15 protein-coding genes are annotated in these 21,736 nt (G+C 44.0%); all 15 read right to left on the bottom strand.

Going from position 1 to position 21,736, the window contains the following annotated elements:
• Positions 1–236 precede the first annotated feature (236 nt).
• The 15 genes from IQ217_RS11680 to IQ217_RS19260 all read right to left on the bottom strand — a co-directional run bounded on the left by IQ217_RS11680 (position 237) and on the right by IQ217_RS19260 (position 21,560).
• Positions 237–5,636: a DEAD/DEAH box helicase gene (locus IQ217_RS11680; protein WP_194020073.1), complete on the bottom strand. Its 5,400-nt coding sequence runs from the start codon at positions 5,634–5,636 to the stop codon at positions 237–239.
• A gap of 13 nt (positions 5,637–5,649) precedes the next feature.
• Positions 5,650–7,737: a 3'-5' exonuclease gene (locus IQ217_RS11675; RefSeq protein WP_194020072.1), complete on the bottom strand. Its 2,088-nt coding sequence runs from the start codon at positions 7,735–7,737 to the stop codon at positions 5,650–5,652.
• Positions 7,738–7,743: 6 nt separating this feature from the next.
• Positions 7,744–8,544, bottom strand: coding sequence for an HNH endonuclease (locus IQ217_RS11670; RefSeq protein ID WP_194020071.1), 801 nt, complete (start codon positions 8,542–8,544; stop codon positions 7,744–7,746).
• Positions 8,545–8,550: 6 nt separating this feature from the next.
• Positions 8,551–9,855 (bottom strand): AAA family ATPase, encoded by a 1,305-nt coding sequence (locus tag IQ217_RS11665; protein WP_194020070.1) that lies wholly within the window; start codon positions 9,853–9,855, stop codon positions 8,551–8,553.
• A gap of 5 nt (positions 9,856–9,860) precedes the next feature.
• Positions 9,861–10,274 carry a type II toxin-antitoxin system VapC family toxin gene (locus IQ217_RS11660; protein WP_194020069.1) on the bottom strand — a complete coding sequence of 138 codons (414 nt, stop codon included), beginning with the start codon at positions 10,272–10,274 and terminating at the stop codon, positions 9,861–9,863.
• Positions 10,261–10,518, bottom strand: a complete 258-nt coding sequence (locus IQ217_RS11655; protein WP_194020068.1) for a DUF2281 domain-containing protein — start codon at positions 10,516–10,518, stop codon at positions 10,261–10,263. Before IQ217_RS11655 ends, IQ217_RS11660 begins: the two co-directional genes overlap by 14 nt.
• 25 nt (positions 10,519–10,543) lie before the next feature.
• On the bottom strand, positions 10,544–14,503 hold the full coding sequence (locus IQ217_RS11650; RefSeq protein ID WP_194020067.1) for an Eco57I restriction-modification methylase domain-containing protein: 3,960 nt from the start codon (positions 14,501–14,503) through the stop codon (positions 10,544–10,546).
• 44 nt (positions 14,504–14,547) lie between these two features.
• Positions 14,548–17,358: a helicase-related protein gene (locus IQ217_RS11645; protein ID WP_194020066.1), complete on the bottom strand. Its 2,811-nt coding sequence runs from the start codon at positions 17,356–17,358 to the stop codon at positions 14,548–14,550.
• Positions 17,359–17,410: 52 nt separating this feature from the next.
• Positions 17,411–17,704, bottom strand: coding sequence for an HNH endonuclease family protein (locus IQ217_RS11640; protein ID WP_194020065.1), 294 nt, complete (start codon positions 17,702–17,704; stop codon positions 17,411–17,413).
• A 132-nt stretch (positions 17,705–17,836) separates the two neighbouring features.
• Complete coding sequence (locus tag IQ217_RS11635) at positions 17,837–18,058, bottom strand: hypothetical protein (RefSeq protein WP_194020064.1); 222 nt, start codon at positions 18,056–18,058, stop codon at positions 17,837–17,839.
• A 105-nt stretch (positions 18,059–18,163) separates the two neighbouring features.
• Positions 18,164–18,688, bottom strand: a complete 525-nt coding sequence (locus tag IQ217_RS18945; protein ID WP_228024224.1) for a hypothetical protein — start codon at positions 18,686–18,688, stop codon at positions 18,164–18,166.
• Positions 18,689–18,929: 241 nt separating this feature from the next.
• Positions 18,930–19,715 (bottom strand): SDR family oxidoreductase, encoded by a 786-nt coding sequence (locus IQ217_RS11625; RefSeq protein WP_194020063.1) that lies wholly within the window; start codon positions 19,713–19,715, stop codon positions 18,930–18,932.
• Between the two features lie 306 nt (positions 19,716–20,021).
• Entirely contained in the window at positions 20,022–20,567 is a 546-nt protein-coding gene (locus tag IQ217_RS11620; protein ID WP_194020062.1) for a hypothetical protein, read from the bottom strand.
• A 128-nt stretch (positions 20,568–20,695) separates the two neighbouring features.
• The gene (locus tag IQ217_RS11615) at positions 20,696–21,277 is read right to left on the bottom strand and encodes a 3'-5' exonuclease family protein (protein ID WP_194020061.1); all 582 of its coding nucleotides are present in this window, start codon (positions 21,275–21,277) and stop codon (positions 20,696–20,698) included.
• A gap of 157 nt (positions 21,278–21,434) precedes the next feature.
• Positions 21,435–21,560 (bottom strand): hypothetical protein, encoded by a 126-nt coding sequence (locus IQ217_RS19260; RefSeq protein WP_265583635.1) that lies wholly within the window; start codon positions 21,558–21,560, stop codon positions 21,435–21,437.
• Positions 21,561–21,736 lie beyond the last annotated feature (176 nt).

Raw genomic sequence — 21,736 nt, 5'->3', positions numbered from 1 at the left:
TCTATCAATCCAGCCACTATCCCTAGATGATCTAGATTCTCTACTTTCATTGCAGGCTCCATACACCCTCTTCATTATTAATACATCCCAATTATATCAGTCCCCGCTTTTAATAGCGGAATGTAAGGTGTAATCTTCAATTTATGGCTCCCAACACAATGGCGCTCAGGAGAGAGCCTATGTTGGCGATCGCCATTTGTCAATATTGAGAGAAGCTGGGGGCCACAGTAGACGATTTAAAGTAAAGACCGTAAACGTTGTAAACTTTGAGTGAAATCATCGTCATAGCGAAAAGTAAAGACAAAATAACCAAGTTCTGTTTCTAAGTCTGAACGTATTTGATGATCTTTTTGTTTTTGGGATTCAGAATCATGGACAGAGCCATCACAGAATACAGCTATTTTTTGTTCCAAATAAATAAAATCTGGTTTACAGTTGACTATTTCAATATAGGTTTGACTAGAGTCGGGTAAGGGCAAGTTACTATCATATATTAATTGAAGAAAAGTTTTTTCTAGTTCAGATTGAGGGTCGGTTTGTTTCATCAAGACTTCAAAGTGTTGTTGACGATCGCCGTATTGTTGATTATGTTCTGCCAGTTTAATTTGGCTATGGCTAAGTTTTTCGAGGTAGGAGTGAATTAAATAACGATTGATGAGGGGATGATCAAATTGATTGCGATAGGATAATAGGCATTCATAACAAGCCTGAATGCAACTCTCTTTGGGCTTGTTGAAATGACAAATGTCTAGGGCCGTAGCGGCGATCGCCTGGAATGCGGTGGGATTGTCAAGGATTTGGGAAAGGACACCAGCCCCTCCCTCGGCAGATTCCCAAAACATTAGCCAGTGCCCTTTGCCTAACCGTTCTGAAGCGAGTTCATCGGGTTCAAGACGATAAACAGTCTGGATTCCCCTGGCGATCGCCTGTTGGAAGGTGACCAAAAATGCCTCGTTGTCCTCTTCAGGAACTAGTTGAGGTTGGATAATTAGGACGTTAGAAGTATCTGCAACCTGTAAATAAATTTCTCGATCAGTATTTTCTGGATCAGTGCTGTAGTTTTCATTCTGGGTGCCATTCCATTCCCCTGTGGTGCGGTCAACAGCAAAGCCCTTATCTTGAGAGCGTTTTAACCCTTGATTAATACGCCAGATACTAGCAGTATCACCATAGGATAGGGTTAGTAAAATCTGCCCTTGTTCATCGATAACAGTGGCATTTTTTCGTTGTCCTTGGGCAAAGCGATAGTGGGTTTTAACATCATAACCATACTTTAATCGTTCTTCTTCATCACAAGTAATGCGCTCCCGTCGGTAGCAAGACATGGTATCCATAGTGAGGATACGGTTAATTTTACTAGATATTCCTTCGTTGCTGGTAATGAGCTTAGTCCCACAATTTTCACAGTAATTAATAGTTTCACTGTGTTCCCCTTCATGAAAATAACCACATTCATAACAAATAGCCGCTTTATGATAATCGGCTTCCACCCCCCGAATGGAGAATTTTGTTTTGGCAATTTGAAAAGTATTGCCCTCGTAGTAAAGAATATTGCGAGGGGCTAATTCCCGAATGGCGACAACTTTGGGACGGGAAATAAAATTCCCCCCATTTTTAGCAGGAATAAAAGCTCGCACTGGGAGACGGGGAAAGTTAAAACCTGGCAAAAATCCTTCCGCCGCCAAATAACGATAGGGATAAAACTCAAATTCGCTAACAGACCTGTTTTGGCTGGAATGTCCCACCAATAGATCAATTTGACGTTGAGCTTCTTTTTGTTGACGCTCTGCTTGATCCCGTTCCTGTTTGGTCATACTGCCAGAAGCAGACTTGGCAATAATTTGAATAGCTTCATCTCGTTGGTTGACAGCATCTCGATATAATTTGCGCCACCGATCGCCAGCTCGGTCAAAGGCGTTAATAGCTTGACTCAGGATTTGGGTAATATAGCTAGGGCTGTACCATAGGGTTTTATTTAGGTCTTGGTCACAAAAGTAATCCGCTAGAATTTCGGCGATCGCCTGGGCGCAATTATCCAAAGCAGTTTGATTAAGGGTTAATTGGGATTTTAGATCTGGTTTTAGAGGATAATCATGGATCTCCAAATTTAAAATTTCATTCATGGAATTCCCCAACCTAGCCCCAGTGTGGGAAAGCCAAACGGAATAAATATGGGAGCGGATTAAATCTTGATTACCTAATTCCAAAGTTGGGGGAGCCACTGACCCTGCCACCATCTGGGCCTGACGTTGGAAAAAATATTGATCATGGCCACTGCCCACGGATGAATAGGTCATCACCAAAGCGGCCTGCCCTCCCCGACCAGCCCGACCACTGCGCTGGGCATAATTAGCAGGGGAAGGAGGCACATTGCGGAGATGCACAACGTTTAAATCGGCAATGTCAATCCCTAGTTCCATGGTGGGGGAACAAAACAAACTGGCTAATTTACCCGCCCGAAATTCTGTTTCCCGTTGCTGGCGATCACCGGAAGTAACTTGTCCAGTATGTTCTCGCCCTTCAAAATTACGAATAGCGGTCGCATTGCGCTCATAGAAATCTTGGAAAAACTGGTTTGCTGGAAGAGGACGGGACTCACTACCCTCAAGGCTTTTGCGGTTGAGAGGGTCTGATTCAATCACTGGCACTTTTTGGGATTGCCAAACCATGGTGCTGACACAAAGCTGTACCCGTTGATTTTCCTGGTCATAAAGCAAATAGCCTGACTTAGCCAGAATCATGATAAAGGTTTGAATTAAGCTTTCGTAGTCTATTTCTGATAGGGGTTGAGTCAAACTAGACCAGGTAGCCGGGTCGCGTAAAAAACGCCCCAGTTTACTGCGGGGAGTTAGTTTAATAGTTTCTTTACTCCGTCGAGGATCATTATTAGTCGTTAAAGAGGCCCAGATTGCCGAGCGTAATCGTTCTTGGTCGCCAAATTTCCATTGGTCATTTAATCTTTGATTAATTTCTTTGGTAAATTGCTCTGTTTGCTCCGGTTGCAATAATTCCGCATCCACCGCCAATTCTCGCCGTAGGTTATCAAGAAGAACTTTTGCAGTTTGATACCTTTCTTGGGGATAACTTTGTTGCAATATGGAATTAGGGTAAGCCTCCCATGGTTTAGGATCATGGCAAACATCTTCCAAACCAGAATAATCAATCTTGAGCAAACCACATTGCTCTAAGTTAGGTTGGACAATACGCCAACCCCGCCGTAAATCTTCATAGAGACGATATTCAACCAACTTTTTGAAAGCCTGTTCATTTTTCTTAACATTGACACCAAATTCCACCACTTCCTTGGCGTAATCAGTTTGGCTAATCTCCATCGCAGAAACCACCGCCGCCGCTAACTTTTCATGGGTGAGTTCACCATGGTTTTTCAAGGCACGGTTAAGACTAGCTCGAAGAAAGCTGGTTTGAACAAAATCGTTAAAGTGCCCTGCTTGTAAGGATGCGTCTTGACGATTATCCGTAAAACTCAGAATTTTTGCCGATTCGGGTTCAATGGCTGGTTCCTCTTTTAAACGGCTAACAGTGGAAAGACAGAGGAGCGTAGTGGAGGTACTGCGGCCTTCGTTGCTGAGACGGGCTAATTTACTATATTCATTTTTCTTTTTGGTATGGACAACACCACAATTAAGGCAAACCAGAAAGGGTTGGGCCACAAACCAAGCGGAAACAATATCTTGATCCTGTTCCTTGGCCACTGCCCCTTGAACAACCTGCCCATTGTTGTGGAGCCATAGTTTTTGGGGAATGTGATTGAGATACTTATCTTTGGGAGTTCTGCCATTACGTCTGGTGACGTTAAACCAGGTATCTGGTAAGCGGTCCATACTTTCTTCGTCCCAAATTTCAGGGTCATTGAGGGCTAGGTAACCCTGGTGCTGGTCTGTTTCGATATCGTAAATATTGGGGAGTCGAGGAGTGACAATGTTGCGAGTTGCGTCATACTGCACCATATAGTAGTCTTGACCGCATTCACGACAAAATACCAGGGGATAGAGGAGGCGATCGCCGTCGGTTTTGTATTGTCCTTCCAGAGTCAGTTGCCGTTGTGAGGGTTTTTCGAGGGTGGTATAGACACTGCCCCCTTGAGAGATAAATTGATGAAGGCGAAAGGCTAATCCTTTGGTTTCACTGCCCCAGAGGAAATGCTCTCGCAGTTTTTGTAAACAGGTTTCGAGATCAATGCCCGTTTCTTGATGGAGTTGACTGGCCCCTTCCATGAGGGTTCTAGGAGTACGGCGGACAAGGTGTTTATTTTCCCCTTCTTCTTGCAAACCGAAATTATTCTCTATCCAAGCACTGAGAGGATAGCTTAAAAAGTTGGCTTTCGTTCTCTCTGACGGTATTGGTTCCTTCAACACTGCTTGTAATTGACCAATGGAAGGGGGGGACAGGGGAATGGCCTTTTCTAGGGTTTCGTCAATGACCTGCTCTGGTGCAACGGCAGTCCCAAAAAGTTTACTCGCCACCTGGGCTACGGTTTGGCGGCGATCGCCTCTGGTTCCTTCTGTGGCCATGGTTGCCGAAGTACCAATACAGAGAAAATTTTGCCCACACCGCTGCCGTAATTTACGAACCACCATGGCTACGTCAGCCCCCTGTCGTCCTCGATAGGTGTGAAGTTCATCAAGTACCAAAAATTTTAAAATGGGCGATTCTACAAAAGCTTTTTCATCTGTGCGACTTAACATTAACTCCAACATTACATAGTTGGTCAGTAAAATATGGGGTGGATTATTTTGAATCTCATTTTTTTTTGTTAATCCTTCCTGGCCTGTATATTGTTCAACCCTAATTGGTGTTTCACCAGCAATTTGAGCATAGTTTTTAAAAAATTTTTCAAACTCTCCTTTTTGGGAGTTAATTAACGCATTCATGGGATAGACCAAAATGGCTCTCAAACCACTTAAATGGGGGTTACGGTGTAAATCGTCAATAATGGGCACAACATAACTCAGGCTTTTACCAGAGCCTGTTCCGGTGGTTAGCACATAGGGTAAGTTTTGGTGATAAGACCGAAAAGCTTGTTCTTGGTGGTAGTAAAATTGAAAATTTGGAAAATATTTTTGGCATTCAGGATGGAGAATATTTTGAGCAACTAATTGATTAATATCTAGGCTTTTTTTATAAGCAGGATTAATTTGCACTAAAGGGTCTGTCCAGAGTTTTCCTTGTTGTAGTTGTTCATGAACAAAGGCTTCTATTTTTGGGTCTTTAATTTGCAAAAAGCTGGTGATATAACTGTGATAGTCATTAATAATTTCATCCCGTAACTTGAAAATGTCTAGATTGGGAAACGAAGTATTAGAGGATGGAGAATAATGACGTAATGTATTGCTATTCTTTGGATTATTTTCTACTTTTGTTTCTTTGTTTAGTTTTAGCCAAAGTTGTTCCCCTAATTTTTCGCTTAAAGCATCTCCACCAAAGGCAGTAGCAATTTCTTCTATCCCCCAGTTTTTCGGCAATAATGCCAATAGACGTTCTAAATCCTCATCCGCTATCGCCTCATAGCCAGTACAGTCAATAAAAGCTGTTCCTAGGGCAATGAGGTTAATTATTGAAGAAATTTCAACTTCACTAGCTTGAAGTAACGTGGACAGAGGAACTGGGATTTTCATAACAGTTATTTATTTAGGTCAAAAGAGGCGAAATCGTTTCCCAAGCAGGGGGACAAAGATTTTCAAAGAAGTAAGCCGCTCCTTGGGGTAAAGTAACCAGCAATGACCGCATGGCCCGGGAGCAACCAACATAAAGTAATCGTCTTTGGGTGTTTAAATAATCATTTTGTTCTTCTTCTGGCAGGACATAGGGAAGCATTTCTGGAAAAGTACTCCGAGCTAGGGCGATCGCTACAAAGGGAAATTCCAGGCCTTTGGCAGAATGAAGCGTCAATACTTTAATGTACGGTGCTTTAAGGTCAATGTCCTGCCCACTTACAAATTGAGCGGGTAATCCTTCCTCACTGAGTTGTTTGGCGTAAGCCCTCCCGATCTGATTGGTGGGGCAGAGAATGGCGGTGCTGGTGATGGGGAGGCGATGTTTTTTAGCAGCTCGGTGCAGAAAGTTTTTAATAGCTTCGGTTTCGGGATGAGGTAAACGGAAGGGGAGTAATTGAGGTCGATCGCCGTGGTATTTGGAGGGGGTTTGCTTAACGCAATCAGGGTCACCGGCTTCAGAGTTGGCCAGAATTTGTTCACAGGCCAGGGTTATTTCTTGGGTGTTGCGATAGTTGCGTTTCAAGAGCAGAGTGCGCCCCGTTACTTTGAGGTCTTGATGGATTTTTGTCCAACTAAAACCTTTTTGATACAGGGATTGGGAGGCATCGGCAGTAAGGTAAATTGCCTCGAAATTGGGTACTAGGGCCAAGAGAAAGCGCAGGGCCACTGGAGATAAATCTTGGGCTTCATCAATCAAAATGGCTTGGTAGGGTTTTTGGTCAGGGGGAATTTTTTCGGCGATCGCCAGGGCAAGACTGCGTACCTGTTCAAAGGTGACAAGACGATTTCGTTTGAGTAGATCGCCCCAGAGTTCATAAACTATCCAAACTGCTTCTCGTTGCATTTTCTGGAGTGGACGACCTCGACCCCGACGAGCGATCGCCAAATAATCTTCTAAATTTGTAACTCCTTGGTCAAGAATAATAGTCTGGATTTCTTCGAGTAGATAATCAACGCCTAATTTTTCTAGAATTGATCGCCTTGCCCCACGGGTCAAAGGATTTTGCCCTAGTTTATTTTGGCTAACGGCTTGCTTAATGGCTTGTTCCACTAAACTTTTTTGCCGGCCAGATTTAGCAAATTTTGGTTCCCCGTAGCGGCTTTTGTAGTATTCCACCGCTAACCAATCCACCGTATTGACTGCTACGCCTTTCCTAGCAGGATCGACTGCCAATAGTTGGGTCAGTAGTTGTTGGGAATAGTTGACCAGGGCATTGGTGTAGGTGGTGAACAGAATGGATTGATAACCATCTTGGATCAGTTTTTCGACCCGATACAGGGCCAAGGTTGATTTTCCTGCGCCGGGGCCACCTGTGCCAAAATCCTTGAGTTTTTCCTGGTCGGGGTCAAGTTTGAGCAAAAAGTCAGTAATATCCCCTTCAATAAATTTGTCGAGGTCTGTAGAGTTGGGCAAAACCAAACCGGGTTGGGCTTCAATTTCTTCAATGGTGCGGGGGAAAAGGTTATCTAAAATGCGGTTCAAGTATTTTTCGGGTAGGGCGCTATTCAGTAACGCTTCTTCGGTTTGAATTTGTTGTAGTTGCGTCCAGTATTCCTGGGGAATCAGCCATTGCTGGAGTAATTCTTGGCTGAATTGTCGGGGCAGAGAGGTTCCATCCGGTATCGGTTCAGAGTCAGGTTCTGGAGGGGGTGTAGTGGGAATGTCGTCGGGTAGGGTAACTGCTAGGATTTCTGGGTCAGTAATTTTGGCTGTGGGTAGGGGGTCGGTGCTATCTTGGGGATTTCTGTAGGTTTGATCGTCCCGTTTACGGACTGTGAGGACTTTAACCACGTTTTCGCCAATGGTGTAAAAAATGCGGTAATCCCCCACCCTAACCCGATAAATATTCTCGCGGTCTTGAAGTTTTTTTGCGTCTCCCTCGGCGGAATAGGGATCAGTTTCCAGGATTTTTATTTTATTGGACACTCGTTTACTGACTTTGCGGGGTAAGTCTAGTAATTCGTTGAGAAAAGTGGGGGAGAGGGTAGTAATCCAGAACATAGTATTTTACCAATCAATAATTTCAGGAAATTCAATAAAAAAAGGATTAATACTAGGTAATCTTTGCCTCTGTCTCTTGATTTCATACCAAACGCTGGGATAACGCATTTTTTTAAAGTCCCTTACGAAATTATCTAATTTCTCAGACGTTAAGATTGCTTTGTTTGCTTTGTAATCAAAAAGTCTAGCTCTAAAGTTAAGCGCGGCTTCCTTTCTACCAGCTAGTAAATATTCTTTATTAATATTTAAAACGGTAATTGTATATTCTGCCCTAATAAATTCAAGACTATTTTCTTCTAGAAGATATTTAGGTTGATACAGGAAAGTTCCATCTTCAATATCATCCCCCAAATCCAGTTCAATGAAGTCTAATGGATTGTCTAGTCTGGGATTTAAGAAAATATCTACTCCAGATGGCGGCGCTTGATTGGTAGATATAATCTGAAATTTTTGATTATTAACAAAAATGGCATATTGATTATTTTTCTTAGTATTACATTGACCACACGCATAAAGATAGTTATCCCAAACAAAAACAAATTCAGGGTAAAGGGATTTCGGTTTGATATGCTCTACTTCATCAGCAACGGAGTCTTCACAGTAGTTACAGCGTCTATTACCCGAACATATTTTATCTAAAATTTCGCAAACGTGTTGAAAAGTTTTTGTCCGTCTTTTGCTAGCATATTGTTTTTTAGCCTGCTTAACTTTATCGGCAAAGGTGACAAGTTGATCAATTTCAGATTGCCAGGTTTTTAGATAGTTTTCATATCTTTTTTCTAGGGGCAGGGGGGAAATTTTGAGCATAGGTAATCATTGATAGTTTGTTGTGTCGGGGTTAGTGGGCATCATTGCTTTTAATGCGGTTCTTTCTTGAGATTCTTCAGGTGATAAGGTTTCATATTTAGCTTTTTGATTAAGCTTAGCTAATTGTTTTAATTTTTCTTGGGATAAATCAGAACGAGAAACATTTTCACCAAAGGCTTCTGTACCATAGGCATCTAAGACATTGCCATAAAGCAAACGGTCTAATTGTTGCCCGGTAATCATTTCACCATTTTCATTGGTGCCAGGTTTAGGAAGGCGATAAACACTGCCAACTGTTGCGGCTTGGCAAATTAGGGGACTATGGGTAGTTACAATAAATTGGATATTAGGAAAATGTTCTCGAAACCAAAAACCAATCCTTCGTTGCCAAGTAGGATGTAAATGCACGTCTATTTCGTCAATTAAAACAACACCCGGAACAATAATCTTTGTCGCATCTTCAGGATCAAAAATTTGATCTTGACCATAAACTCTAACTAATTGCTGAATAAGTTCAAAAGTCAGACTAAGGATAGAGCGGTAACCATCACTCATTTCTTCTACGGGAATCGTGCAACCGTTACCATCAATAAAGGTAACGCCATCGGACGAAATAGAGTCAATGCGAGCATTAAAAGGTAAAAATTCGCTCTGATTAACAAATTGAATAATTGAATCTAATAATTGACCTTCTTCTGTCCGATCTTCTAGTTGTTTGAATTTTAAGTTTTTTAGCCATTTTAAGCATTCAGTAAATGCAACATTTTCTCCAAAAATTGATAAATGTGCAGCTAGTCTGGGATGGGATTCTACTAACGATTGGTAAACTTCATCACCGCCTGTAAATCTCCTAAAGGGGCCATACGCAGAGGAAAATAAACCACGACTTTTTTGGGCAGAGATAAATCGACAGGGATGGGTTTGATTGTGAGGATCATGTAGGCGATCGCCAGCAATAACTTTGCCATTAATATTTTTCAAAAGTATTTCTAACTTAAAAGGATTAGGTGGAATCAATGCTTGCTGTTCAGATAAAACACTCGTAAAATCATCAAAATCTTCATCATGAATTAAATCTAAAAATATTCGACCATCTTCACTATTTTTGCGTATCCAGTAATCAAAGCTTTCCCGAAGTGCAGGGGATTCATCAAAAATTAAAATTAGAGAGATTGCCCTGAGAAATGTTGATTTTCCTGAACCATTATCACCAATAATGACGTGCCAACCAGGATGTTGATCATTAGGCGGTTCCCAAGTTAGTGATTTAATAGAACGAATATTTTCAATTGAGGCTTTTTTGATATACATTATGTTTACTCCAATAAATTTTGAAAAGGTTGTTTATTTTTCCAACGATAAGTATTAAAATCTCGTTGATCAACAGAGAAAATACGTCCATGTCCTAGATGCTCGGCTAGAATAACGAGGGAAGCATCCGCTAAATCCATTGGCAAGTCTGCGTATTGAGTCATTAATTGACTAATTCTATTGCCATGATGAGGTTCGAGATTAAAAACGCTAAAGAGTCCTTGATTGAGTTGATCGATAAATTTTATTTGGGTTTGAACTCCTTTATGAGTTAGCAATAAATAGCAACTTTCCGTGATAACGCACCAAGTTGTAATTAAAGGTTCGTCATATTTTTTTAATGCTTGATTAGCTTGTTGATGATAGGTATCTTTTTTGTCCAGTAAAGCAACCCAAAATCCTGTATCAGCGATGATCATATTTTTTTGCCCATCCTTCAGCTAATACTTGCTTGTAACTTGTTGATAAATTTTCTTCAATTTCTACGCATCCAATTAATCCACTTTGTAAGAATTTTTCGTAGGTTCCTGTTTCAGGGGCTGTTGATTGAGAATTATTTTCTTGATTGACTTGATCAATAAATTTCAATACTTGATTGAGTTGTTGATCAGAGAGGTGATCAATTTTTTTTAAGAGTTCTTGGCGGAGTTCAGTGGTAGTCATGGCTGTAAGTTTTGGTGAGGTTTGTTTAATAGCCCATCATATCCCAGGCGGCTAGAACCAATCGTTGGGTGCGATATTCGCCGTATTTCTTGATTTCGTTGTTTTTCAGGACTCGGAAGGTTTCGCTGGGGAAGTCTGGGCCATAGACATCGGCGGGGTCGAGGATGTAGCGCAGTTCGTCACGGGTGAGGCCATAGAGTTTGGCGTATTTGGCATCGAGTTCGGCCCGGAGGATCGCCCTTCTGTTTTCATCCCACACAAAGGGATCGCCGTGGTAGCCCATATCCTCTGCGAAGGGTTTCATGTCCCAGGCGGTGTAGGTGAGTTCGAGGACTCGTTTGCTGATGTATTCGATGTCTTGGGGGCTGTAGGCTTCGGGGGGAATAACGGGGAGTTGTCGCATTGTAAAATACTTAAGATGATTTCCTCCCACTTTTTGTCTAGCAACAAAATCGAAAATGATTGTGTTTAAATTTACATATAATAGTCCTAAAAGAGTGATTTTTTTGATATTAGGAAACATTAAAAGGACTGTATCAGAACAAGCTGATTTGGGAAGTAAGGAAGATATGACCGTTCGTTCATTATTTGCACTTGCAATATCTCTCCAAGCTAAAAGATATGATTTATCCCATCTTGAAGAAAGTCTAGCGTACAAATCCTTATAATTTACCCAATAACGAGGCGTAACAGCAAAATTAAAATCTTGTTTCATTTCTGGGGTTGTTTGTGGCAATCTCCCAGCATTCATATCAGCTTGAGTTGCATTTTCATAAGTTGAAAAGCGGTGATCAAATTGGTGGAACATTTTTGCTTCATAGAGAGGTAATAAATTTTCTCCTGGTTCATTTTCAAATAAGCCACTATCATTAGCCATATCAAACATCCGCATAAATGAAATTCCCCAAGGATTAACCCCGGTGGCGTCATTTTCTAAAACTGGAACTTTACGATATATTTTCTTAGTAATTTCTGCATCTGGATTAGTTCTAAAAATTGGACAAGTGAAAGTATTTGGATTAATTAAAGCAATATCTTGAGAGCTTAGGCTAAAATGACGTTTTTTATTATCCACATCTTTAAAATAGCGACAAAAAAAGATAAAATCTGTGTCACCAAATTTGACTGATTTTCCTACCATTGACAAATTACAAAACTTAAAAGCATTATGCACGTCTGAAAAAATAAATGCTTCATTTTCATAGCCGGTTAAACTGGCAAGGGTTTTTGTTTTAATTAAATCTCCAAAGAAGTTTTTAGTCGTGTTATCCGTAGCAATTCCAACAGGGACAATAATTCCCGTTCTCCCATGATCATTAATCACTTCCCGCACCAATTCTGAAAAAATCGCATAGGTATTAATATCCCCCACCGCTGTTAACGGAAACCGCCCCGATTGCCTAATAAATTTGCTTTGGGCCTCCGCTTCATGTTTTGCCGCCTCAAACGCCTTTGCCAACTCAGGTTTACGATCCGGCAACGTTTTAATTAACTTTTCTCGCTCTGCCTTATTTTGAGCCGTTGCAATATCAGGATCACGAGAGCCAAAAAACTCCTTTTCCTGTAACTTAATTCGTTCCCAAGGTGGATTCCCCAACACACAATCAAAACCAGACCGCTCAAACACTTCTGGAAACTCCAATGGCCAATGGAAAAACCGATGATTAGCCGCCAACTCATTGGCCGCTTCCACAATTTGTACCACCCCAAACGGCGTAGACTTCGACGTTTCTCCCCCCGCAAACAACGAACCTTGCTGAACTTCCCGCTGTTCCCGTTGCCCCGCCTCCCGCAATAACCGCTTCAGCGCCTCCGTCGTCGGAATTAACCGCAAATTTTGCTCCGTCAACGGCATAAAAAACGCCGCTGTCCAGAGATTACAAGCCGAAAAATCCTGCCACCATTGGGCATTAGCGCGTAAATGCTGATAACGTTCCTGCTTACGCTTGTAACCCTCCGGCGTTAACTCCTCAATCTCATCCACGGCCAAGGCCGCTGCCGCATAGGAACCCTGACGCACCGCAAAATCGATATCAAACAACGACAACTGCCCTGACTGCTCCCGCTCCTTTTTATTGCGTTTCTTGAACTGCGTCCCCAACGTTTTGTCATCCCCCGTCACCGGCTTAAACGCCTCATCAGGAATGCCCTCCCGCAACACCTCCAAATCCATCACCCCCACCAACGAATTACCACACTTAATGCGGTGATCCAGGAAATTCAACGACATCCCCCGACAAAAGCCCTCAATCCATAACGCCACCTTGCACAAATCCACCGCCAAGGGATTAATATCCACCCCATAAATACAATGCTGAATCACATCCCGGATCGCCTGCCGTAACGGTTCCGGGGGCGGTTGAATTTCCCCCGTTCGTACCCTGGCCAGTTCCTTACCAATGCGCCGCGCCGCCGCCAACAGGAAATGCCCCGAACCACAGGCAGGGTCACAAACCTTGAGGGATAAAAGAGCCTGTTCTTGGGTAGTTTGACCCCCATCCCCAGCCCCTTTTAACCGTTCCTCAATCACCGGCTCCAACGCCGACTTGATTAACTGGGCCACCAACTCCGAAGGCGTGTAATAACTGCCCGTCGTCTTGCGATCGCTCCCCGTCACCAAATCAAAGCAATAAATCCCATCCTTTACCGTCACCTGGGGCGTAAAATCCAGCAAACTTTCATAAACACTGCCCAATTCCTCCACATCCAAAGCTTCATAGTTGACCCGCCGCAACTGCCCCTGATTTTCGTACAACGATAAACCCCGCACCGCCGACAGTAAATAATGGTTATCCAAACCACTGTCATTTAAAACTGCTAACGTTTCCGCTCCAAATAAATCCCCATTCAACGGCGATAATCCCAATAAATTGCCTTTTTCCCCCTCCTCAAATAAACCAAACGTTACCTTCAACCCCTGCCATAAATCCTGAAACCCTTCCGGTCGATACGTCAGGCGATCGGAGAAATCCCGCAATCGTGAAAAACTGTAATATTGCTGATAAATCGCCGCCTTTTCCCTGTCTTCGGCCGCCAATAGTAAATTACGGGACTCCGCCACCATTAAAAACAGACAACGGTAGATCAACATCAGCAACTGTCGGTAATACTGGGAATCCGTCAACGTTCCCGCTGCAAAATGCTCACGTAATCCCCCACTCCGGGGATGTCGCAAAAACCCATTACCCAAAATTTTCAACGCCGCTTCCACCCCGTCCCGTAACTTGTCCCGTACCCGTCCGCCCTGGGATAAAGACTCCTGGTGATAATGCTCCAACAAACACTTATCGGAATCCTCCATGCCCTCCGGTAGGCGTGATCGATGGAATAGGCGGAAAAAGAGCCGAAATTCAGCAAAATTCTCATTCTCAAAAATCTGCCCCAGGTCAAACTCCACATAGGAGAGCCGGGTCATCAAAGAGCAATCTCGCAACAACCGCCATTGATAACCATTGGTGGTAATGCCCCATAAATGCTCGGTGCGGTTCAAATATTCCTGCACCAAACCATGGGCCGATAACCGGGGCGTTCCTGATGGTGGCCGCTTATCCAGACTCAACCGACAACCAATGATGTGAACCGGCGGCGTTTCGCCCTGTCCCTCACCCAAACCCTCTCCTTCGGAGCGAAGGCTTTCCAGTTGTCCGGCTCGGTGGGAAATAGCAAAGGTCTGATTATCAATCAACTCTGCTTTGGCCTGATAACTAGGCTGATAACCCAATAATTCCAGCAACGGCACAACCCACTGTTCCCGGGTTAAGCTCGTCCCGGTTTCTCCCTCTGGCGATCGGGCTAAACGACCTTGAAAAATAGCCCAACGACTTTTGGCTTCTGACCAAATAAAGGCAATTTCATCCTCTAACTTGTCGTTAGCTTTTAAACCAAAATCCTGCGCCTGTTGGCCTTTCACCTCTCCTGCCACAATATCCGGCAAAAGATCCGCTGAAATCAAGTTTCCTTCGATGTGAAAAGCGTTGGTGGTCATAGGGATTTTCAGCAAAAACAGGGATTAAAGGGGAAATGATTTTATTACTGGGGCTGGAAAATATAGAAGCCTAAAATATCCATGGGCAGTTGGGCTTTCACAGTGACCCGCCCCTCTTTGGTAATTTGTCTCACCCGACGGTGGGATACTTCCAGTTGTTTAGCTTGTTCAACGGCGATCTCCATCAAGGCCGGTTCCAGGTCGGGAAAAGCGGTTAGTTTTTGCTCCAAGGTGATTTGTTGACGGGCTAGGGGGTAATCTTTTGTGGGTTTAGTCGTGGCCCAAAGTTGCTGGGTTGCTTCGGGGGATAACCATTGGGGATTGTCAAAACTGCCCGTAAAGGCCCGGATTAAACATTCCTCTGCCAATAATTCAGTCTTAGTTTTGTCCTTGAGCAAATAGCGTGATCGTAACAGTAACAAATTGGTTGGTTTTTGAACCTGATCCGTCACAATAAAGCCACAACGGGCGGCGATCGCTGTTTGATGTTCATCCAAAGCCGTTTCTAGTAAATGTTGGGCTAGACCTTCCACCAGAGGATGATTCCGTCCCACATATTCCACACCGTCCGGGGCTGGGGTGGTGAAGGTGATTAATCTAGGGCGATCGCCTAAGGTGGGTTGCAAAAATGGGGGAATGTGGGGGAGTGACCACCCTTGTTTTTGCTTAACCAGGGAACAATGATGACGGGCACAGGCAGTGATCACAAACTGCTCTACATCCGCCTCACTGCCCAAAATGCGATCGGATTCTTCAAGTTCTTGCTGAACTTCCTCTGGCTTAATGGCCCGCTGGGCAAAACGACTACGATTAAGCTTTTCCCTCTCCACAGAACGATCCCAATTTTTCTCGATTTCCACCAGAGGTTGATTGTTATCCGTAAGCAGGTCAAAAATATTTAATTGCACCGTTTGCGCTTGCTTAACCCGTTCAAAGAGGGATTGAAAAATAGCGGTTTGGATGCTGGTACTATCCATAGGTATCGGCACGGTAATGCCCAGAGTGCGGTGAATTTTGACCGCTTTCCGCAGCAGCACATCTAAAACCGCCCCATCCATGGGGTTATTGTCGCCATAGAGCAAAATGCAATCCACCGTTTGGGCTGTTTGGCCGTAGCGATCCACTCGGCCTTCCCGTTGCTCCAAGCGATTAGGATTCCAGGGCAAATCATAATGCAAGACAGTGGTGAAATGGGTTTGCAGATTAACCCCTTCACTTAAGCAGTCCGTAGCTACTAAAATCCGTTGAGAAAAGGATTTTAATTCCTCTAAGCGAATTTCCCGTTCATCCTCCGACTGTTCCCCGGTAATCCCAATCACCCGCAGGGATTTACCCTTTTTTTCAAATTGTTGGCGTAACTCGGCGGTTACATAATTGGCGGTGGCAATATATCGACACCAAATAATCGGGTGATGGCCCGCCTTGAGCCAATCGGTCACTAATTTAATGGTGGTTTGCAATTTGTGATCCTTTTGTCCTCGTAATGCTTCTGCCCCTTGAATAAATTGCCGCAGTTGTCGTTTTTCCCGGTCACTAAAGGACTGCTTACCCTGCTCAATGACGGCGATCGGTAGACTATCGACGGATTTTTCCTGGTCGGTGTTGTCATACACATGGGAGACAACCCATTCATCATCTAAATCTTCTAAACCGACAGTTTCCGTATTTTTCAGCAGTTGCTTGGACAACGTTAACACCGCCGCCGCCGGGGAAGACATCACACAGCGAATAATGGCCAACGCTGACCAATACCGTCCCCGCTTTTGGGCATAGCTTAAATTTTCTACATCCGTCACTAACCCCCTGGCAAAGTCATAGACATCGCTAAATAGGGCATTGTAGTCTTTGGACAGTTGATAAACGGCTTCTAGAGAATTACGGTCTGGGAACGGGGTATCCGTATCCATCCATTGGGTCACATCCTGCCGCCGTCGTTGCACAAAATGTTGAGCCAGTTCAATCCGTTGTTGTTCATTTAAGGTATCCAATGGCAACAATTCAAACTGGGGTTTTAATAGACCCAATAATGAAAGAAAAGATGCTTCAATACCGTTGTGGGGCGTTGCGGTGAGTAAAACCAAATGTTGATTGGTTTTTTGAGCAATTTCCTGTAATAACTGATGGCGTTGCTGATAATTTCCTTGGGATTTACCACCATTGCTACAGGTATGAGCCTCGTCCACAATGACTAAATCAGGGCAATGGGCAATAAAACTGGCCCGACGGCGATCGCCCTTCGCATAATCCAGACTGATGATGGTGTGGGAAAAATAACTGAAAATATGACTGCCATTGGGGATTTGCCGTTCTAGCTTTGCCACTGTACCCGAACGAATAACCACCGCATCAATGTGAAACTTTTCCTTTAATTCTCGTTGCCACTGGTCACATAATTGAGGGGGGCAAAGAATCGCACTGCGGCGGATTTCCCCCCGGTCGATCATTTCCCGCAAAATTAGCCCCGCTTCAATAGTTTTACCAATCCCGACATCATCAGCAATCAGTAAACGAATGGTCTCCAACCGTAAGGCCATCAATAAGGGGACAAGCTGATAGGGTCGGGGTCGCACCGATAACCGCCCTAAACATCTCAACGGCCCTGCCGCACTCCTCAAGCTCAATCGGGCCGCTTCAAACAGTAATTGACTCGCCTCATGGTCTCCCAACTCCTTCACCCCTGGCATAGGAAATTTTGCCTCGGCGATCGCCCCTTCTTCCAACGGTAAGTAAACACCACACACCTGGGATTCACTACCACTTAACGGTCGCAAACGCACCAAATCCCGGTGGGTGGAGGGCAATACAACCCATTGACGATCACGACAGAAAACAACTTGGCCCGGAGTGGTTTGCATAGAAATAAAACTGGCAGTAGTAACAATATAGAGTTGTAAATATTTTTATTCCTTAGTAAAATTTTAGCGATAATTGCCCTAGTGAAATATTCCCCTGTTGCCTGCGGTGGTAGTGAAGATGACAGGAGGAACAAAGAGCCATCAAATTACTAGGGGAGTTATTACCTGGATCATAATCACAATGGTGAACCGCCATCCTAAGCCTATACCGTTCTTCCTTTAGCAGACCCTTCCCGTCCCCAGGCTTAAGACATTGCACCCCGCACCGTTCACAGACCCAACTAACGGACTGCTTTTTGTCCAGAGCTAACTGAGGCCAGTCTGGGGGATAACGGCTATCTTTCATCCCAAACCCCTAGTAATTTTTGTGACATCGGTCACTATAACCCGTAATAATTTCCTGAAAGCTATATTTGGCAAGACTTTCAGTTAACTGTCCAGTAAGTAATAAACAGTGTCTAGTGGGCAATTGATAGCCCTAAATATCATCGGGGTTCAAGATGCGGGTTGCAATTTTCATCGCCTTTTCATTGACCATAACCTCGATGTGTTTGGGGCCATCCCAGAAAGTATAGCGATAGAGTTCATCACTCACTTCCTCCGGCACTTCAACATTCTCGATATTGCCAGGGTAAACCGTCACCAAAAAATCAGTGATGGATTGAATCTCGTCGGGGGTCAAATCGGGAGAATCATTCATGGAGTTAATCTAAGTATCTATTTGCTCAAACCCTTAATAATCAAGGCTTTCAAGCAAGTATCTAGTGAGTAATATACAGTGTCCAATGGTCACTAGACAGTAACATTACTGGGCTTCCACAGACCGTAAACCGGTAGTAATTTTTGTCACAGACCATTGGGCTTCCCGTCCTGCTTTCCCCTGACGACTGAATAGAAACCCTTGGCGATCAAACTGTTCACCTCTGGGCTTAACCCCTAGTAATTTTTCGATCTGGGTGGTGGTGAGTAACCAACCATAACTGACCGCATCTTCTAAATCTCTGAGATTATCCAACGGCGATCGCCGGGATTCCATCAACTGGATCAGGGCCATCATGCCGGGGTCAAAAGGCAACAGGTCAGACTCGACGGTGACGGGTTCAATACTGCTTCCCACCGTGGTCACTTCGGAGGAAGGTACAAAATTGTTTAGGGTTCCGCCTTCGGCTAGATGTTCATCTAACTGATCAAGTAACTTAACCGCTTCATCATCAAACAAAACCTTATTCCCCTTACGGGTCGGTTCAAGCCCCAAAGCATTAATGCGGTTGTAGAGGCTCTGGCGGGTCTTTAAGTTATAACGGATTAACAAATCGGCGATCGGCAGCATTGGATTCTTACACGGGTGAAATGTCTATTACTGTCCAGTGACTACTAGACACTAGCAATGTTCCGATACTTCACGCTGTCCAGTGATGACTAGACATTTAAAATGCTTGCCCAGAAAAGATTCTGAAAATACACCTCATTATTGTCTCCTGCTTACTAGACAGTTGAGAAAAAATCAAGAATAGACACTATCAAGTAGTTAATAGACACCATACTAGACAGTCTTAAAAAATTACCGAAGCTTACAATCCCGGCGTTGTCTGGGAAAAAAGGCTAGCAAAATCCCTCGTAACAGTGCCCGTAGGATCGGCTTCTGGCTTGGAAATCACATCAAAAGCTTTGTTACGGGCTTGAGGTTCAATAATTGCCCATACCACTAGTTCCGCAACATCAGCACGGGGAATAGAAGTCGGAATACCATCCGGTGGCTCAATCAGTAATTGATCGTCCTTCCCCACCAAAAGCTCTCGCTTACCCCCAGGCTGATCCAATAAACCGCCTGCCCGAATAATCGTGTAATCGATGCCAGAATCAATCAAGTATTGCTCAGCTTTACGTTTCCAGAGCAAGATATTGCCATCACCAATCTTATTAAGCATGTGATCTGGATTGGTTCCTCCCATCGAACCCACCAGAATAATCTGCTCGACTCCAGCCACCTTAGCCGCTTCAATTTGATTCACCTGACCATGATAATCGACATCCTCCGGCATCTCTCCCGTCAAAAAACCAAGGGGAGGGCGTTGCCCAGGTTCTGGTTGTCCAACCACCACAGGAATCGCACTGGTTAAGATGACCAAAACATTACAGCCCCGCAGAGGCTCGACTAAAGTTTCTGGTTTGCGTATATCTCCTACAAAACACGTCGATTGCTCCCCGAGCACCTGTTGCTGTTTCTCCGGTGATCTCCCTAATCCTCTGACAGTAAAATATTCCGGCTGAGCCTGTAATTTTTGGAACACCAATGAACCTGTACGTCCAGTAACACCAGTGACTAAAACGGTTCTGGGAAAGGCAGAAGTGGACATTCGGAATTATTCTCCATACCAAGCTATGGTTATTCTCCAACCATGGTAAGTCGGTTATGTAACCAGACCTCAAAAAATTACTAGGGGTTCACAGCCAGTCCTCGAATTTACAACTGTCCAGCAACTAGTAGACACATAAATCCTGCGGCTACTTCACGATGTCCAGTGCTGACTAGATAACTTAAAAGCTTACTCAGCAGAGATTCTGGAAAAAGCAAAACTAACTGTCTCCTACTAACTAGACAGTTAAGAAGGGAATAAAACTAGACACTATCAAGTGGTTAATAGACAGTTTCCGCAATGCGTTTAGATCCCCCAGACTGGATTCTCACAGCGAATACCGACAGGGGAGATTTTTTCAAGCTTTTCCGTTTGTCGATTGGCCCGCCAGACTTGTTTAAATTCCGTGACCCATTCTGAGTCTGGATCTGTAGTGTCTCCAATAACAAAAATTTCTGGATCTTGTTCACCGTTACGCTCACATCCACGCAAAAGATAAAATTCCCCACCGGGCAGTTGCACCGCATCCAAAACCAAAATGGTTTGATGATTCTTTAATCCTTTGGGGCGTTCCGTAATTACATTAGAAAGAATTTTCTCAAACCACATATAGTGAACATCGCCCAGGCGATACCAGGAAACAGCCAAGGGTTGGGGGATATCAACTTCACCGACTATGGAGCCACCTTCAGAAACCATGCCCGCTGGAAGGTTTTTATAAACCAAGGTTTCAAGGTCGGGATCTGAGATAGCTTCATAGCGTAACCCGACAAATGGGAGGATAACCTGAGCCACCACAGGCAAAGTGGACATTAAAATACTGGCAACAATAGGAAAAATAGGTAAACGCATGGGGTAAACGCTGGGAATATGAACAATTCTGGCAAACCCTGTAACAAAATCCATTGGCTGTCTATTAGGAGCTTTACACTGTCTTGTATCCACCAGACAGTCCTAAAAAAATTACTAGGGGTTTAGAGTCAATCAATCCGCACCAGTTCACTGGGGGGAGTTAACCGATCGCCGTTGTTGGGGTCAACTAGTCCATCACCGATGAACTTGAAAAATAGGGCCTGTAGGATGGCAACATCATTGGCGCAATAGTCCAAGACTTCCTGTTGTTTCCCCAATTGCCAAAGGATAGGAGCCAGGGTCCCATGGCCTGTTTTGTGGAAACCCAGATTAGCTTCCGCTAGGGCATCCAGTTTGTAGGAATAACCGGGGGGTTGATCTTGCCAAGAAGTTGAACCATAGGCCGCTAACTTAACCATTTCCAACAGGTCAACACTTGTCACTTTCAGCCCATGGGCCGCCAGCAGGCGATCATCAAAGCTACGGGAATTGAAACCAATAAGTTGATAGTTCCCACTCAAGGCCATTTCGACAAAATTTAGATCGGGCCAAGACTCTGCACAAGCCGGGGCAAGTTCTACTGCATAGCCAACACAACTAATACCCATATTGGCAAAGTCACGCCAACCGGCACAGACCTCCAGTTCAGGATAACGGCGATCGGGTTGGATTAATTTGATAATTTCCAGGTCAAAAAAGAGTCGTTTCATTAGTTCAAGATTTCTCGAAAAGTGAGCTGTCACCGGCGGTGATTGAGGGAGCTGTGGCAGATAGTACAGACCAGGAAAAATATGGTTGTCTAACGGTGACTTTACATTGTCCATCAACCACTAGACATGGAGTTGAGTTTACAGTGTCCATTGCTAACTAGACAGTCTTGCCAAGGTATTGCAGAATGAAGGTTACATCGAGTTTTTTTCTATCCCATTCCTGCACCACATCAAGCTTATCCTTGGGAATATAGGCAGAGCGTTTAACCCGTTTTCCCCCCACTTCAAGCTCATAATGGTAATAGTACTGCTCATAGGATTTTTTGCCGGAGCTTTAGTGAGGAAGGGGGCAAAATAAGACTTTATAAACACATTGTAATAATCAATTGATTGGACTAAGCATCAATACTAGTACACTAACAGACTCATCAACAAGACTGTTAGTATTAAACAATACCT

This window comes from Synechocystis salina LEGE 00031 (assembly GCF_015207985.1).
In the GTDB taxonomy this organism is placed as follows: domain Bacteria; phylum Cyanobacteriota; class Cyanobacteriia; order Cyanobacteriales; family Microcystaceae; genus Synechocystis; species Synechocystis salina.
The sequence above is the reverse complement of the archived record's forward strand: the minus strand, read 5'-3'. Positions and strand labels throughout refer to the sequence as shown.

Coding starts and splice junctions, on each gene's coding strand:
- IQ217_RS18945 (WP_228024224.1), bottom strand. CDS start 18,688: ATGCTGCCGATCGCCGATTTGTTAATCCGTTATAACTTAAAGACCCGC.
- IQ217_RS11650 (WP_194020067.1), bottom strand. CDS start 14,503: ATGACCACCAACGCTTTTCACATCGAAGGAAACTTGATTTCAGCGGAT.
- IQ217_RS11640 (WP_194020065.1), bottom strand. CDS start 17,704: ATGAAAGATAGCCGTTATCCCCCAGACTGGCCTCAGTTAGCTCTGGAC.
- IQ217_RS11635 (WP_194020064.1), bottom strand. CDS start 18,058: ATGAATGATTCTCCCGATTTGACCCCCGACGAGATTCAATCCATCACT.
- IQ217_RS11660 (WP_194020069.1), bottom strand. CDS start 10,274: ATGATCATCGCTGATACAGGATTTTGGGTTGCTTTACTGGACAAAAAA.
- IQ217_RS11665 (WP_194020070.1), bottom strand. CDS start 9,855: ATGTATATCAAAAAAGCCTCAATTGAAAATATTCGTTCTATTAAATCA.
- IQ217_RS11655 (WP_194020068.1), bottom strand. CDS start 10,518: ATGACTACCACTGAACTCCGCCAAGAACTCTTAAAAAAAATTGATCAC.
- IQ217_RS11670 (WP_194020071.1), bottom strand. CDS start 8,544: ATGCTCAAAATTTCCCCCCTGCCCCTAGAAAAAAGATATGAAAACTAT.
- IQ217_RS11620 (WP_194020062.1), bottom strand. CDS start 20,567: ATGCGTTTACCTATTTTTCCTATTGTTGCCAGTATTTTAATGTCCACT.
- IQ217_RS11645 (WP_194020066.1), bottom strand. CDS start 17,358: ATGCAAACCACTCCGGGCCAAGTTGTTTTCTGTCGTGATCGTCAATGG.
- IQ217_RS11680 (WP_194020073.1), bottom strand. CDS start 5,636: ATGAAAATCCCAGTTCCTCTGTCCACGTTACTTCAAGCTAGTGAAGTT.
- IQ217_RS11615 (WP_194020061.1), bottom strand. CDS start 21,277: ATGAAACGACTCTTTTTTGACCTGGAAATTATCAAATTAATCCAACCC.
- IQ217_RS11625 (WP_194020063.1), bottom strand. CDS start 19,715: ATGTCCACTTCTGCCTTTCCCAGAACCGTTTTAGTCACTGGTGTTACT.
- IQ217_RS11675 (WP_194020072.1), bottom strand. CDS start 7,737: ATGTTCTGGATTACTACCCTCTCCCCCACTTTTCTCAACGAATTACTA.